Annotated in this window: 9 protein-coding genes; 5 read left to right on the top strand and 4 right to left on the bottom strand. The window is 72.4% G+C overall.

Going from position 1 to position 15,780, the window contains the following annotated elements; all coding sequences use genetic code 11:
* Nucleotides 1–58 precede the first annotated feature (58 nt).
* The 3 genes from ACN9M0_RS25750 to ACN9M0_RS25740 all read right to left on the bottom strand — a co-directional run bounded on the left by ACN9M0_RS25750 (nt 59) and on the right by ACN9M0_RS25740 (nt 4,046).
* Nucleotides 59–1,483 carry an MFS transporter gene (locus ACN9M0_RS25750; protein WP_426404289.1) on the bottom strand — a complete coding sequence of 475 codons (1,425 nt, stop codon included), beginning with the start codon at nt 1,481–1,483 and terminating at the stop codon, nt 59–61.
* A complete protein-coding gene (locus ACN9M0_RS25745) occupies nt 1,480–2,910 on the bottom strand; it encodes a 4-hydroxyphenylacetate 3-hydroxylase family protein (protein WP_426404288.1) in 1,431 nt (476 codons plus the stop codon). Before ACN9M0_RS25745 ends, ACN9M0_RS25750 begins: the two co-directional genes overlap by 4 nt.
* A 137-nt stretch (nt 2,911–3,047) precedes the next feature.
* Complete coding sequence (locus tag ACN9M0_RS25740) at nt 3,048–4,046, bottom strand: AraC family transcriptional regulator (protein ID WP_426404287.1); 999 nt, start codon at nt 4,044–4,046, stop codon at nt 3,048–3,050.
* A 118-nt stretch (nt 4,047–4,164) separates the two neighbouring features.
* On the opposite strand from ACN9M0_RS25740, the gene ACN9M0_RS25735 reads away from it, so the two are divergent.
* From ACN9M0_RS25735 to glgB, 5 genes are all read left to right on the top strand, one after another.
* Nucleotides 4,165–5,106 (top strand): SDR family oxidoreductase, encoded by a 942-nt coding sequence (locus ACN9M0_RS25735; RefSeq protein ID WP_366036035.1) that lies wholly within the window; start codon nt 4,165–4,167, stop codon nt 5,104–5,106.
* 315 nt (nt 5,107–5,421) lie between these two features.
* A complete protein-coding gene (locus ACN9M0_RS25730; protein ID WP_426404286.1) occupies nt 5,422–7,407 on the top strand; it encodes an alpha-1,4-glucan--maltose-1-phosphate maltosyltransferase in 1,986 nt (661 codons plus the stop codon).
* Nucleotides 7,404–9,098 (top strand): maltose alpha-D-glucosyltransferase, encoded by a 1,695-nt coding sequence (gene treS, locus ACN9M0_RS25725; RefSeq protein WP_366036037.1) that lies wholly within the window; start codon nt 7,404–7,406, stop codon nt 9,096–9,098. Before ACN9M0_RS25730 ends, treS begins: the two co-directional genes overlap by 4 nt.
* A 233-nt stretch (nt 9,099–9,331) precedes the next feature.
* Nucleotides 9,332–10,669 carry a maltokinase N-terminal cap-like domain-containing protein gene (locus ACN9M0_RS25720; protein WP_366036038.1) on the top strand — a complete coding sequence of 446 codons (1,338 nt, stop codon included), beginning with the start codon at nt 9,332–9,334 and terminating at the stop codon, nt 10,667–10,669.
* Between the two features lie 400 nt (nt 10,670–11,069).
* Nucleotides 11,070–13,307 carry a 1,4-alpha-glucan branching enzyme gene (gene glgB, locus ACN9M0_RS25715; RefSeq protein ID WP_399696050.1) on the top strand — a complete coding sequence of 746 codons (2,238 nt, stop codon included), beginning with the start codon at nt 11,070–11,072 and terminating at the stop codon, nt 13,305–13,307.
* Here glgB and ACN9M0_RS25710 read toward each other — a convergent pair.
* A complete protein-coding gene (locus ACN9M0_RS25710; RefSeq protein WP_426404285.1) occupies nt 13,294–15,588 on the bottom strand; it encodes a HelD family protein in 2,295 nt (764 codons plus the stop codon). The genes glgB and ACN9M0_RS25710 overlap by 14 nt on opposite strands.
* Nucleotides 15,589–15,780: the final 192 nt, after the last annotated feature.

The raw sequence follows: 15,780 nt of genomic DNA, 5'->3' as shown, positions 1-15,780 counted from the left end.
GGTGGGGCCCTTCGGCTCACTCGCCGGGTGGTCGTGGGCGTCGAAGCGTGGGGACGGGTCAGTACGGGTCGGGCACCCGCTCCTTCGGTGCCGCGGCCCGCTCGGGCAGGTGCAGGCGTACGGAGAGGAGGGCGGCCAGGGCGGCGAAGGCGGCGCCGGTGAGCAGCGCGGCGCGGAAGCCGGCGGTGTCGGCGGCGGCGCGGGCCGCGTCGCCGGCCTCGGTACGGGTGGTGGCGACGGCCACGAGGACGGCGAGGCCGAGGACGGAGCCGAACTGCTGGCTGGTGTTGACGAGTCCGGAGGCGAGTCCGGTCTCCTCGGGGGCGGCCTCGGCCGTGGCGGCCACGTTGGTGGTGACCATGACCAGCGGGAGGGCGGCGCCGAGCAGGAGGCTGGGGGCGAGGACGGTGCTCGCGAACGAGCCGTCCGGGGTGAGTGCCAGGGCCAGCCAGAGGGTCCCGGCGCACAGCAGGACGAAACCGAGGGTCATGGCGCGGTGCAGGCCGACCCGGAAGATGATCCGGCCGGTCTGCGGGGCGACCGCGACGACGACGAGGGACAGCGGCAGGAGTCCGAGGCCGCCGCCGAGGGGCGCGTACCCGAGGACGCTCTGGAGGTAGAGGCTGACCAGGAAGAACATCGGGAACAGCGTGGTCTGGGCGAGCGCGGCCAGGGCGTTGGACATCCGGAGCGCGGGCCGGGCGAGGACCGCGGGCGGAACGAGCGGGGCGGCGGCCCGGGTCTCCACGAAGGCGAAGGCGAGCAGCAGCGCCAGGCCCGCTCCGCCGGCGCCGAGGGTGCGGGCCGAGAGCCAGCCCGCTTCGGCGCCGCCGACGAGGGCGTACGCCACGAGTCCGAGGCCGGCGGTCGCGGTGAGCGCCCCGGTGAGGTCGAAGCCGCCGCGGAACGCCCGCCCGGTGCGCGGGTCGAGGACACGGACGGCGAGGAGCGCGAGGACGGCGGCGAGCAGCACGTTCAGCCAGAACGTGGCGCGCCAGCCGAGGAGGTCGGTGAGGACGCCGCCGAGGACCGTGCCGAGGACTCCGCCGAGGCCGCCCATGGCGGCGAAGGCGCCGAGGGCCTTGTGGCGGGCGGGGCCGTCGGGGAAGAGCAGGAGCAGCAGCGCGAAGGCGGCGGCCGCGGCGAGGGCGGCGCCGACGCCCTGGACGGCGCGGGCCGTCACGAGGGCGTCGGCGGCCGGGGCGAGACCACCGGCGGCGGAGGCGACGGCCAGCAGGCCGAGGCCGCCGAGGAAGACCCGCCGGTGGCCGAGGAGGTCGGCGAAGCGTCCGCCGAGGAGGAGCAGTCCGCCGAAGGTGATGAGGTAGGCGTTGGCGACCCAGGAGAGGCCGGTGGAGCCGGAGCCGAGGTCCTCGCCGACGGAGGGCAGCGCGACGTTGACGATCGCGGTGTCCGTGATCAGCAGCAGCTGGGTGGAGGCGAGGAGGACGAGCGACCCGCGGCGCGGCACCACGGTCGTCACCGGGTCGTCCCCAGGCCGTAGCCGTCGAGGCAGGCCCGGGCGAGGCTCTCGCACTCCCCCGCCGCGCCGGCCCAGGTCTGCATGGTCAGGTAGACGTGCGGGGCGCCGTGGTAGAAGCGCTCGTACTGCTCGTGACGGCCGGCGAACTCCGAACCGAGGGCGTCCCAGGCGAGTTTGAGGAGCTTGACGCGGTCCTCGGCGGGGTGTCCCGGCGTCGAGAAGTAGCGGCGGACCAGCGGCCCGAGTTCGGGGTGGAGGAGGTCGCGGCCGCTCGCGGGGAGCTGGACGAGGGCGCCGCCCGCGAGGAGCTTGATGTCCTGGACGGCGCGCGGGTAGAGCTCGCCGGCCATGATCCGCTGGGCGAAGGAGATCTCCTGCCCGGGGCGGACGCCGCCGCGTCCGCCGTCGACCTCCTCGTACGAGGCCTCGGCGGCGAGGACGAAGGCCTTGGCCTGGGCCACCATGCCGAGGAGCCGGCCGAGGGCCTGGGTGACGGCCGGCAGCTTCTCGGTGCCGTTGGAGCGGGCGACGAGGATCGCGAGACCGGTGAGGAACTCCAGCTTGGTCCAGAAGCGGGTGGCGGACTGGTGGACGAAGTTCAGGTAGGCGGGGGTCTGCCACCAGATCGCGCCGGTGGTGGCCGGGTCCCGGTAGGTGAGGACCCGCTCCCAGGGCACGAAGACGTCCTCGCAGACGAGCATCGCGTCGTTCTCGTCGTACCGGGAGGAGAGCGGGTGGTCGAAGACGGACCGGGAGCGCTCCTCGTAGGAGGTGCGGGAGATCAGCTTGAGGCCGGGGGTGTCGAGCCGTACGGAGAAGGTGACGGCGTGCTCGGTGTCGTCGGCGGCGAGGGGTTCGATGGTGCCGACGAGGAGCTCGTCGGCGAAGACGGCGCCGGTGCCGACGGTCTTGGCGCCGCGGACGACGATCCCGCCGTCGCGTTCGGCGACGACCCGCAGGGCGAGGTCGTCCTCGCCGCGGCCCGAGGCGGGGTTGGTGAGGGTGAACGCGGTGTGCAGGTCCCCCTCGGCGAGCCGGCGGTGGAAGGCGAGGGCGTGCTCGGCGCCGTCGAAGGCGTCGCCGGTGAAGACGGCGGGCGCGGCGGCGAATCCGGCCGCGCCGGCGGCCATGTGGTCGGGGGTGCGGCCGAGGAAGCCGTAGCTCGCCTCCGCGGTCGTGCGGAAGGCGCGGCGGCGGGCGACGAGGTCCTCGTAGGAGCGGGGCACGGCACAGGCGCGGCGCACCCCGCCCTGGACGAGGACGGGGTGGTGAACGGGGTCGTCGGCGAGGTCGTACAGACCGGCGAAGGAGGCCGCGGTGGACCGGAAGGCGGGGTGGGCGGTGACGTCCTTGACCCGCTCCCCGTCGAGCCAGATCTCGCGCCCGTCGCGCAGTCCCTCCAGATACTCCTGCCCGGACCTCGTCACCGGTGTCTCGCCTCTCCTCGGATGCCACGGCTGTGCCGGTCCGAGCCTGTCCGGGGTGTCCCGGCCGGACAATGAACGTCCGTCCAGGGGTCCTTAAGAACCGTCCAGGGGCTCCCGAAGATGTCAGGTCGGGTGGATCAGGCGGCCCTGGCCTCACCCGAGCGGTACTCGCCGGGGGTCACCCCGAACCACTTGCGGAAGGCGAGGTGGAAGCCGACGGCGCTCCGGTAGCCGACGCGGGCGGGCAGCGCCGACTGCGGGAGGGACGTCTCGGCGAGGAGCCGGCCGGCCTCCTGCATGCGGCGGGCGGAGAGGTACCGGGCGGGTGACTCTCCGACCAGCTCGCGGAAGGCGGCGGTGAACGCGGAGCGGGACATGCCGACCTCGCGGGCGAGGCAGTCGATGGTCCACGGCTCGGCGAAGCGGGTCGCCATCATGACGACCGCGCGGCTGATCCCGGGGTGGCGGAGCAGCGGCAGCGAGGCCGGGTTGCCGGCGAGCTCGCGGAGCAGCGGGCGCAGCGCGAGGACGAGCGCCATCTCGAAGGCGCGCAGGGTGATGAGCCGGTCGCCGGGGCCTACGGGCCGGTCGGGGGCGGCGAGCAGCCGGAGGGTGTCGCGGAGCAGCGGTTCGCGGTCGACCTGGGGGCCGTCGAGGACGAGGGCCCAGGGCAGCGAGGTGTAGAGGCCGGTGGCGGCGCTGGCGTCGTAGTGGAGCCCGGCGCACAGGAGGCGGCTCTCGGGTCCGCTGCCCTCGATGACGATCTCGCCGGAGGTGCCGGGCTGCCGTTCGGGCAGGACGGCCTTGAGCGGGACGCCCTGGCGTTCGGGCCGGTCGGAGAGGCGGTGCGCGGCGCCGGTGGGGAAGACGACGAGGTCGCCGGCGTGGAGTTCGACGGGGGTCTCGTCGTCGGCGGTGATCCAGCAGTCGCCCTCGACGACGTAGTGGAGGACGGCGCAGCTGCGTTCGGCGTCGCCCTCGATGGCCCAGGGGGCCCGGACGTGCCAGCGGCTGTCGAAGACGCCGGTGAGCCGGAGGGGTTTGAGGAGTTCGCTCAGCAGGTCGTCGTGTTCGCCCTCGACGACGGGGTCGAGGGGGTCGCGCTGGTCGTGACGGTCGGTTCCCACGGTTTCCATGGACGATCCTTCAACTTCCGCCCCGGTTTGTTAATTGAACGGCCGAAGCCGCCGCGGCGAGCCTGGAGGGACGACGTCACGGCAGCGGTGACAGCCTATCGAAGGGCCTCAGACACACATGTCCAGTGAGATTCCGATGCGGGTGGCGGTCGTGGGCGCGACCGGCTTCCAGGGCGGCGCGGTGGCCCGCCTCCTCGCCGAGCGCCACCACGGGGTGCGGACCCTGACCCGGCGCGCGGACGCGGACCGGCCGCCGCTCCCCGGCGCCTTCTTCGTCCCCGGCGACCTGGGGGCCGCCGGCGACGTGCGGCGGCTCTTCGAGGGGACCACGCACGCGTTCGTCACGATGCCACTGGTGTACGACGAGGCGCGGGTGGAGACGTACGCGCGGAACATCGCGGAGGCGGCGCTCGCGGCGGGGACGGGCCGGCTGGTGTTCAACGCCAACACCCGGCTCCCGCTGGGTCCGACGGACGTCGCCGCGTTCGAGACGCGGCGGCTCGCCGAGCGGGTGCTGAGGGACAGCGGGGTGCCGCTCGTGGTGGTCCGGCCGCCGGTGTACCTGGACAACCTGTTCTCGCCGTGGAACGGGCCCGCCCTGGTCGACGAGGGCGTCCTCGCCTATCCGCTGCCGGAGTCCGCGCGGACGGCCTGGCTGTCGCACCGGGGCCTGGCGGAGGCGGCGCTCGCGGCGCTCACCCGGGAGGGCCTGGAGGGCCGGACCTTCGACATCGGCGGCGACCGCGCGCTGACGGGCCGCGAGCTCGCGGCGGCCTTCGGCCGGGGTCTCGGCCGGACGGTGCGGTACGAGGAGCTGGATCCGGCCGTGTTCGAGCGGAGCCTCGCGCAGCTGCTCGGCCCGGAGACGGCGGCCGGGGTGGCCGGGATCTACCACTACATGGCGAGCGGCGGCGATCCGCTGCTGATGACGGACGACGACGGGGTGTCGTCGGAGGTCCTCGGCCTGGAGCCGCCCCCGGTGGAGGAGTGGGTGGCCCGCCAGCCCTGGCAGGTGTGGTCGACGGACGCGGAGGAGCCGGACGCCTCGCCGCGCACCTGACGCCACGACGAGATCGAGCCCCGCCCCACAAAGGCGGGGCCTCTTTCTTGTCCGGCTCCTGTGCTTGCCGATTCGCCTACGCCCGAGTAGTTAACAAAGCGCCGGATTGCCCACCCGAGAACCAGGGGAAGGCTCCTGCGGTACACCCCCGAACCCGTGTCCCCGAACCCTCCGTTCATCCCTGTGGACCCGCCATCCGAGTGAACGCGGACAGGAGCCGTCATGCCCGCAACCCGCCGGCCGCCGACGGAGCTAGAAAGAGCGCACCACCACCCGCACCCCCGTAACCCGTCAGGTGATGCTGTGAATCCGCTCATGGGACGCATTCCCGTACTGGACGTCCGCCCGCTGGTCGACTGCGGCCGGCGCCCCGCGAAGGCGGTGGCCGGAGAGTCCTTCGAGGTGACGGCGACCGTCTTCCGCGAGGGCCACGACGCGGTCGCCGCCAATGTCGTGCTGCGCGGCCCGTCGGGCCGCCCCGGCCCCTGGACCCCGATGCGCGAACTGGCGCCGGGCACCGACCGGTGGGGGGCCGAGGTCACCCCGGACGCCGAGGGCCTGTGGACGTACACCGTCGAGGCGTGGAGCGATCCGGTGGCCACCTGGCGCCACACGGCGAGGATCAAGATCCCGGCCGGGATCGACTCCGAACTGGTCCTCGCCGAGGGGGCCGAGCTGCACGAGCGGGCAGCGAAGGGCGTCCCGAAGAAGGGCGGCGGCCGGGAGGCGGTGCTCGCGGCGGCGGACGCGCTGCGGGACGGGTCCCGCCCGGCGGCCGTGCGGCTCGCGGCGGCGCTCGCCCCTCAGGTGGTCGACGCCCTGGACCGCCATCCGCTGCGCGAACTGCTGTCCGCCTCGCCCTCGTTGCCGCTGCAGGTGGAGCGCGAGCGGGCCCTGTTCGGTTCCTGGTACGAGTTCTTCCCGCGCTCGGAGGGCGTGCGGAAGGTGAAGGGGCGCACGGTCCCGGGGAACTTCCGTACCGCGGCCGAACGGCTCCCGGCGGTCGCGGCGATGGGCTTCGACGTGGTGTACCTGCCGCCGGTGCACCCGATCGGCGAGACCCACCGCAAGGGCCCCAACAACGCGCTGTCGGCGTCGCCGAGCGACGTCGGCGTGCCGTGGGCGATCGGCTCGCCGGAGGGCGGGCACGACGCGCTCCATCCGGACCTGGGGACCTTCGAGGACTTCGACGCGTTCGTGGCGCGGGCCCGGGAGCTGCGTCTGGAGATCGCGCTGGACTTCGCGCTCCAGTGCTCGCCGGACCACCCGTGGGTGGAGAAGCATCCGGAGTGGTTCCACCACCGGCCGGACGGTTCGATCGCGTACGCGGAGAACCCGCCGAAGAAGTACCAGGACATCTACCCGATCGCGTTCGACAAGGACATGGACGGGATCGTCGCGGAGACCGTGCGGGTGCTGCGCCACTGGATGGACCACGGGGTGCGGATCTTCCGCGTGGACAACCCGCACACCAAGCCGGTGGTGTTCTGGGAGCGGGTCATCGGCGAGATCAACCGGGCGGACCCGGACGTGATCTTCCTGGCGGAGGCGTTCACGCGCCCCGCGATGATGCGGACGCTCGGCGCGATCGGTTTCCAGCAGTCGTACACGTACTTCACCTGGCGGAACACCAAGGAGGAGCTGACGGAGTACCTGACGGAGCTGTCCGGGGAGACGGCCGCGCAGATGCGGCCGAACTTCTTCGTGAACACCCCCGACATCCTGCACGCCTACCTCCAGGAGGGCGGCCGGCCCGCGTTCGAGACGCGCGCCGTGCTCGCGGCGACGCTGTCGCCGTCCTGGGGCATGTACGCCGGGTACGAGCTGTGCGAGAACACCCCGCTGCGGGACGGCAGCGAGGAGTACCTCGACTCGGAGAAGTACGAACTGAGGCCGCGGGACTGGGAGTCGGCGGAGCGCGCGGGGGCCACGATCACCCCGCTGATCACCGCCCTGAACCGGATCAGGCGCCGTCACCCGGCCCTCCGCCGGCTGCGGAACCTGACCTTCCACGACACCGACAACGCGCAGGTGATCGCGTACTCGAAGCGCTCGGGTTCGAACATCGTTCTGGTGGTCGTCAACCTCGACCCGCACCACACCCAGGAGGCTTCACTCTCGTTGAACATGCCGGAACTCGGCCTCGCCTGGCACGAGACCGTGCCGGTGCGCGACGAGCTCACCGGCGAGACCTATCACTGGGGCAGGGCCAGTTACGTGCGCCTGGAACCGGGTGTCACACCCGCGCACGTCCTCGTCCTGCGACCGTCCCCGCAGACCGGAGGGTCACCCACATCATGACTGTCAACGAGCCCGTCCCCGACACCTTCGAGGACACCCCCGCCAAGGACCGTGATCCCGACTGGTTCAAGCGGGCGGTGTTCTACGAGGTCCTCGTCCGCTCCTTCCAGGACAGCAACGGCGACGGTGTCGGCGACCTGAAGGGCATCACGTCCAAGCTGGACTACCTCCAGTGGCTGGGCGTGGACTGCCTCTGGCTGCCACCGTTCTTCAAGTCCCCGCTGCGGGACGGCGGCTACGACGTCGCCGACTACACCTCGGTGCTGCCGGAGTTCGGCGATCTGGCCGACTTCGTGGAGTTCGTCGACGCGGCCCACCAGCGCGGCATGCGCGTGGTCATCGACTTCGTCATGAACCACACCAGCGACCAGCACGACTGGTTCCAGGAGTCGCGGCGCGACCCGGAGGGCCCGTACGGCGACTACTACGTCTGGGCCGACGACGACAAGCAGTACGCGGACGCCCGGATCATCTTCGTCGACACCGAGTCCTCCAACTGGACCTTCGACCCGGTCCGCAAGCAGTACTACTGGCACCGCTTCTTCTCGCACCAGCCCGACCTCAACTACGAGAACCCGGCGGTGCAGGAGGAGATCCTGTCCGCGCTGAAGTTCTGGCTGGACCTGGGGATCGACGGCTTCCGGCTCGACGCGGTGCCGTACCTGTACCAGCAGGAGGGCACCAACTGCGAGAACCTCCCCGCGACCCACGGCTTCCTCAAGCGGGTCCGCAAGGAGATCGACGACCACTACCCGGACACGGTGCTGCTCGCCGAGGCGAACCAGTGGCCGGAGGACGTCGTCGACTACTTCGGCGACTTCCGCTCGGGCGGTGACGAGTGCCACATGGCCTTCCACTTCCCGGTCATGCCGCGGATCTTCATGGCCGTGCGGCGCGAGTCGCGCTACCCGGTCTCGGAAATCCTGGCGAAGACCCCGGAGATCCCCTCCGGCTGCCAGTGGGGCATCTTCCTGCGCAACCACGACGAGCTCACGCTCGAGATGGTCACGGACGAAGAACGCGACTACATGTACGCCGAGTACGCCAAGGACCCGCGCATGCGGGCCAACATCGGCATCCGGCGGCGGCTCGCCCCGCTCCTCGACAACGACCGCAAGCAGATGGAGCTGTTCACCGCGCTGCTCTTCTCGCTGCCCGGCTCGCCGGTGCTCTACTACGGCGACGAGATCGGCATGGGCGACAACATCTGGCTGGGCGACCGGGACGGGGTGCGGACCCCGATGCAGTGGACCCCCGACCGGAACGCGGGCTTCTCCTCCTGCGACCCGGGACGGCTCTACCTGCCGGCCATCATGGACCCGGTCCACGGCTACCAGGTGACCAACGTCGAGGCGGGCATGGCCTCTCCGTCCTCGCTCCTCCACTGGACGAAGCGGATGATCGAGATCCGTAAGCAGAACCGGGCCTTCGGGACGGGGACGTACACGGAACTCCCGGCCTCGAACCCGGCGGTGCTGGCCTTCCTGCGGGAGGACGGCGACGACCTGGTGCTGTGCGTGAACAACTTCTCGCGGCACGCGCAGCCCACCGAGCTCGACCTGCGGCGCTTCGACGGCATCCAGCCGGTGGAGCTGATCGGCGGGGTGCGGTTCCCGGCCATCGGCCAGCTGCCCTACCTCCTGACCCTTGCGGGACACGGCTTCTACTGGTTCCGTCTCAAGAAGGCCTGAGCGGGGGTCAGTTCCCGCTCGTACCGGGTGGGGCGGTTTCCCCCGTCCCACCCTGGGCACTGTGAACGACACACGAATCAGGTCCATCCGGGCCTTCTTGCCGGGCCCATACGGATCTTCCCCTTCCGACACGTCCCGCACATCCGGACAGCCATAGCCGCAATCCGGGACACTCTGCGCATTTGAACGCATACGAAAGCCACTTGCGCGCCCCGGGGAAAGGACGCGATGCCATGCCGGAGACCGCATCCACCACCCGGGCCCCGGACGCCCTCCTTCCGTCCCTCGCTCCCCTGCTCCACGAATGGCTGCCACGGCAGCGCTGGTTCGCGGGCAAGGGCCGCCGGGTCACCGGATTCACGCTGGAAGCGGCCACCGAGCTGCTGCCCCTGGACGGCACCGGGCCCGGACTCCTCCATCTGCTCGTACGGGTCGAACAGCCCGGCCGCCCGGCCGGCACGCCCGCCGACTGCTACCAACTGCTCCTGGGCGTACGGACCCAGCTGCCGCCCCGCCTCGCCCCCGCCCTGATCGGGCGGATCCGGCAGGGGCCGCTCGCCGGACGGGCCGTCTACGAAGGGCTGCGCGACCCGCGGCTCGCCGGGCTGCTGTACGAGCGGCTGCGCGCCCCGGGCCGGACCGGCCCCCTGCGCTTCCACGCCACGACGGCACTGCCGCCCGCGCTCGCCCCGCGCATGCTCGACGCGGAGCAGTCCAACTCCTCCCTGGTCTACGGAGATTCGTTCATCCTGAAGATCTTCCGGAGGGTCAGCCCGGGAGCCAACCCCGACCTGGAACTCCCCCTCGCGCTCAGCCGGGCCGGCTGCGCCCGGGTCCCCGCGCCCGTCGCCTGGTTCGAGTCGGGAGCCTCCACCCTCGGCGTCCTCCAGCCCTACCTGCGGGACTCCCGCGACGGCTGGCGGCTCGCGCTCGACGCCCTCGCCGACGGGCGGGAGTTCACGACCGAGGCACGGGCGCTGGGCCGCGCGACGGCCGAGGTCCATCTGGCCCTCGCCCAGGCGCTCCCCACCCGGCGCCTCGCCCGGGCCGAGACCGAGCAGCTGGCCGCAGCGATGGACCGCCGGCTGCACACGGCGGCGCAGGCCGTCCCCGCGCTGCTGCCGCACGTGCCGGGCCTGCGCGCCGTGTTCGCGGCGGCGAGCGGCGGGGCCGCGGTGCAGCGCATCCACGGCGACCTGCACCTCGGGCAGACCCTGCGGGGCTCCGACGGCGGCTGGGCGATCATCGACTTCGAGGGCGAACCTGCGAAGCCGCTCGACGAACGGCGCAGCCCCCAGCCCACCGTCCGCGACGTCGCCGGGATGCTCCGCTCCTTCGACTACGCGGCCCGCACGCACCGGCCCTGGAACGCGGACTGGGCCTCGCGCTGCCGGGCGGCGTACTGCACGGGGTACGCGGAGGCGGCGGGCGCGGACCCGCGGGCGGACCCGGCGCTCCTGCGGGCCTACGAGACGGACAAGGCGGTCTACGAGGTCCTCTACGAGGCCCGGCACCGCCCGGACTGGCTCCCGGTCCCGATGTCAGCGATCGAACGCCTGTCGACGACATGACCGCCGCACCGGATCCGCCCGCCCGCCCCGCCCGTGTGGGCAATCGTCCCGCAGGGCGGGACGGGTGGGCACACGGGACGGCGCCCTTGCGGGCGCCTCCGCCTTCCGCGCCTGGACCAGCACCACGAACGCGGCGCACCAACGGGTGCGGGTCAGGGCGCGGAAGCCTACGCCCGGCAACGGGCGCCGTCCGTTGTGCCCACCCGTTCCGCCCCTGCGGAACGTATGCCCACAACGAACGGGGGTGGCGGGCGCCGACCCGTTCGGCGCAGTCGGGGGGTCCGTCGCACCGCGTCCCGCCTGCGCAAGCCCGACGCGCCCCGTTCGGCCGAGTGTCCCGCGCCCACGCTGCACCGTTCCGTACCCGTACCCCCTTCCCCTGCCCTTAGGAGGCACCCCCGTGACCGCCCGTTCCGCAGGCAAGACGGCCAAGACGCCCCGCAAGGCGCCGGCGCTCGACCCGGGCGACCGGGTCCGGCTGCTCGCCGGGGAGCATCACGATCCGCACGGCGTGCTCGGCGCGCATCCGGTCAAGGGCGGGGTCGTCGTCAGGGCGCTGCGCCCCTGGGCGAAGGAGGTGACCGTCCTCACCAAGGGCAGGCGGATCCCGCTGCACGACGACGGCGACGGGCTGTTCTCGGCGGTGCTGCCGCTGCTGCGCAAGGTGCCGGCGTACGAGCTCCGCGTCCGGTACGAGGACGGCGCCGACGAGCTCGCCGTGCACGACCCGTACCGCTTCCTGCCCTCGCTCGGCGAGCTGGACCTGCATCTGATCGGCGAGGGCCGGCACGAGGAGCTGTGGACGGCGCTCGGCTCGCGCACGATGACCCACGAGGGCGTCGCCGGCACCCGGTTCGCCGTGTGGGCGCCGAACGCGCGGGGCGTGCGGGTCACGGGTGACTTCACGCACTGGGACGGCACGGCGCTGCCGATGCGTTCCCTGGGTTCGACGGGCGTGTGGGAGCTGTTCGTGCCGGGGGTCGGCGAGGGCGCCGTCTACAAGTACGACATCACGCGGCCCGACGGCTCGCACACGCTCCGCGCGGACCCGATGGCCCGCCGTACGGAGTGCCCGCCGAACACGGCGTCGATCGTCACCGAGTCGCACTACGCGTGGGACGACGCGGAGTGGATGGAGCGGCGCGGGGCGCGCCCGCCGCACGAGGCGCCGATCTCCGTGTACGAGGTGCACCTGCCGTCCTGGCGGCCGGGGCTGACCTACCGCGAGCTGGCCGAGCAGCTGCCCGCGTACGTCCGTGATCTCGGTTTCACGCACGTGGAGTTGATGCCGGTCACCGAGCACCCCTTCGGAGGGTCCTGGGGCTATCAGGTCACCGGGTTCTACGCGCCGACGGCCCGCATGGGCACCCCGGACGACTTCCGGTTCCTGGTGGACGCGCTGCACCGGGCGGGGATCGGGGTCCTGATGGACTGGGTGCCGGCGCACTTCCCGAAGGACGACTGGGCGCTGGCGGAGTTCGACGGGCGTCCGCTGTACGAGCACGAGGACCCGCGGCGTTCGCACCATCCCGACTGGGGGACGCTGGAGTTCGACTACGGCCGCAAGGAGGTGCGGAACTTCCTCGTCGCCAACGCCGTGTACTGGTGCCAGGAGTTCCACATCGACGGCCTGCGGGTGGACGCGGTGGCGTCGATGCTCTACCTCGACTACTCGCGGGAGCACGGCGAGTGGCTGCCGAACGAGTTCGGGGGCCGGGAGAACCTGGACGCGGTGGCGTTCCTGCAGGAGATGAACGCGACGGTGTACCGGCGCTGCCCGGGGATCGTGACCTTCGCGGAGGAGTCCACGGCCTGGGACGGGGTGACGCGGGCGACGGACCAGGTGGGTCCGGGCGGCTTCGGCGGTCTCGGCTTCGGCATGAAGTGGAACATGGGCTGGATGCACGACTCGCTGGAGTACGTGCAGAAGGAGCCGGTGCACCGCAAGTACCACCACCACGAGATGACGTTCTCGATGGTGTACGCGTACAGCGAGAACTACATCCTGCCGATCTCGCACGACGAGGTGGTGCACGGCAAGCGGTCCCTGGTGTCGAAGATGCCGGGCGACTGGTGGCAGCAGCGGGCCAACCACCGTGCCTATCTGGGCTTCATGTGGGCGCACCCCGGCAAGCAGCTGCTCTACATGGGGCAGGAGTTCGCGCAGGGCGGCGAGTGGTCGGCGGACCACGGCCCGGACTGGTGGCTGCTCGACCCGGCGTACGGGGCGGAGGCGGACCACCGGGGCGTGCGGGATCTCGTCCGTGACCTGAACACGGTGTACGCGGCGACGCCCTCGCTGTGGGAGCGGGACACGGTTCCGGACGGTTTCCAGTGGGTGGCGGGGGACGCGGCCGACGACAACGTCTTCGCGTTCCTGCGCTTCGACGGCTTCGGTTCGCCGTTGCTCGCGGTGTGCAACTTCTCGCCGGTGGTGCGGCACGACTACCGGCTCGGGGTCCCGGACACGTTCGCGGCCTGGGCGGAGGTCCTGAACACGGACGCGGCGCGGTACGGCGGCGGGGACGTGGTGGGCACCGACCCGGTGAAGACCGAGTCGGTGCCGTGGCACGGCCGTTCGGCGAGCGTGCGGATGACGCTGCCGCCGCTGGCGACGGTCTGGCTCAGGCCGGCGTGACGGCCGGCGTGACGGCCGGTGTGACGGCCGGTGTGACGGCCGGTGTGACGGCCGGCCTGATCACGCCGAGGCGCTGAGTGGCCCGGGTGAGCGCCACGTACAGGTCGTTGACCCCGTGCGTGGCGCCGTCCCGGATGCCGTCGGGGTCGACGACGAGGACGGTGTCGAACTCCAGGCCCTTCGCCTGCCGGGGGTCGAGGAGGACGACCGGCCGGGTGAGGTCGGGCTTCGAGCCGTACGCGGCGTCCGGGAGGGCGGTGATCAGCCCCGGGTGGAGCTCGGCCGGGGCGATCACGGCGATCCGGCCCTCGCCGCGGAGCTCGGCGGCGACCGCGTCGGCGGCCTCCTTCACCGGGTCGTCGACCGTGCGGTCCCAGGGTTCGACTCCGGTGGAGCGGACGGAGCTCGGCGGCTCGAACTCCGGGTCGGCCTCCCGTCGCACCGCCGCGGCGACGGCCATGATCTCGGCGGGCGTGCGGTAGTTGACGCCGAGGCGGACGTGGTCCCAGCGGTCCTCGACGTACGGGCCGAGGATGCTCCGCCAGGCGCCGACGCCGGCCGGGTCGCCGGTCTGCGCGGGGTCGCCGACCAGGGTCATGGAGCGGCTGGGGCTGCGGCGCATGAGGAGCCGCCAGGCCATGGCGGAGAGTTCCTGGGCCTCGTCGACGATGATGTGGCCGAAGGCCCAGGTGCGGTCGGCGGCGGCCCGCTCGGCGGCGGTGCGGTGGTCGGCCTCCTCGTGGCGTTCGGCGAAGCGCTCCGCGTCGATGATGTCGTGGGCGGAGAGGACCTCGGAGGCGTCCTTGTCGAGTTCCTCCTTGTCCTCGAACTCGTAGGTGCGGGAGGCGAAGGAGACGTCGAGGACGCCCTGCGCGTACTGGATCTGCTTCTGGCGTTCGGCCTCCTCGGCGGCGCGGAGGGCGGAGTCGTCCTCGCCGAGGAGTTCGGCGGCCTCGTCGAGCAGCGGCACGTCGGCGGGGGTCCAGGGTCCGCCGTCGCGCCGGATCGCCTCGGCGTCGGCCTCGTCGAGGTGGGTGGGGTCGGCGAGGTAGCCGGCGAGGAAGTCCCGCGGGGTGAGCGCCGGCCAGAGCGTGTCGATCGCCGCGTACACGTCCGGGTTGGCGGCGATGCCCTTGGCGAGCAGGGCGATGTCGTCGGGGCCGAGGAAGTTGGGGCCGCCGTAGGGGTCGGCGCCGATGCGGTCGGCGAGCTGTTCGGCGAGCGCGTCGAGGATCCGGAAGACGAAGTAGGGGCGGGCGAGGTTGTGCGGGAGGGCGGTCTCGCGGGCCTTGTGGCGGGCTTCGAGGGTCATGTCCCAGTCGATGACCAGGTCGCCGTCCTCGTGCCGGACGATCAGCGGTTCGCCGCGCTCGGGGACCTGCTGGCGGTCCCGTACGGCCGCGGCGAGGGCCTCGGCCATGGCGGCGGCGCCCTTGACGGCGGCGGCGCGCGGGGTGTCGGTGCCGGTGGCGCGGACGCCGGGGAAGAGCTCTGCGGGGGTGGCGAGGAGGACGCCGGTCTCGCCGAGGGAGGGCAGGACGTTGCCGATGTAGCCGAGGAAGGCGGGGTTGGGGCCGACGATGAGGACGGCCCGCTTGGCGAGCTGCTCGCGGTGCGCGTAGAGGAGGTACGCGGCCCGGTGCAGGGCCACGGCGGTCTTGCCGGTGCCGGGGCCGCCCTCGACGACGAGGACCCCGCGGTGCGGGGAGCGGATGATGGCGTCCTGTTCGGCCTGGATGGTCTGCACGATGTCGTGCATGCGTCCGGTGCGGGCGGCGTCGAGCGCGGCGAGCAGCACCTCGTCGGCGTCCCGGCTCTCGTGGCCGGTGCGGGTGGCGTCGGCGAGGTCGAGTACCTCGTCGTGGAGCGCGGTCACGGTGCGTCCGCGGGTGCTGATGTGCCGGCGGCGGGAGAGGCCCATCGGCTCGTACCCGGTGGCGAGGTAGAAGGGGCGGGCGATCTCGGCGCGCCAGTCGACGACGAGCGGGGTGCGGTTCGGGTCGTCCTGGCGGATGCCGAGCCGGCCGATGTGGTGGTCGCGCCCGTCCTTGAAGACGAGGCGGCCGAAGCAGAGGCCGGTCTCCCCCGCGTTGAGCGCGGAGAGCAGCCCGGACTGCTCGGCGACCATCACGTCCCGTTCGAGCCGCCCCTGGCTGCTGCCGACCCCGGGGGTGCGGAGCGCCTGTCCGACGGCGGCTTCGGCCTGGTCCCTGAGGTCGTCGAGTCGTGCGTAGAGATCGGTGATGAATTGCTGCTCATTCCGAAATTCCTCGGTTGACAATTCGACTCCCGGCGCGATACAGTGCGTTTATTGAACTTCTCCGCGTCTCCGGTGTGCCCGGACACGGAATCCATGAATATACGCGATGCGATACCCCGACTGTCAATTCTAGTCGGGGTATTTCTGTGTGCCGCGCCGAGATGCCCCGCCGGAAAACGAGGTGCGGCCCGCGCCGGCCCCTTGCTACGGTCC

Origin of the sequence: Streptomyces sp. R-07, assembly GCF_049913175.1 — a bacterium.
In the GTDB taxonomy this organism is placed as follows: Bacteria; Actinomycetota; Actinomycetes; order Streptomycetales; family Streptomycetaceae; genus Streptomyces.
Note: the sequence above shows the minus strand (reverse complement) of the source record. Positions and strands in the feature narration are given on the sequence as shown.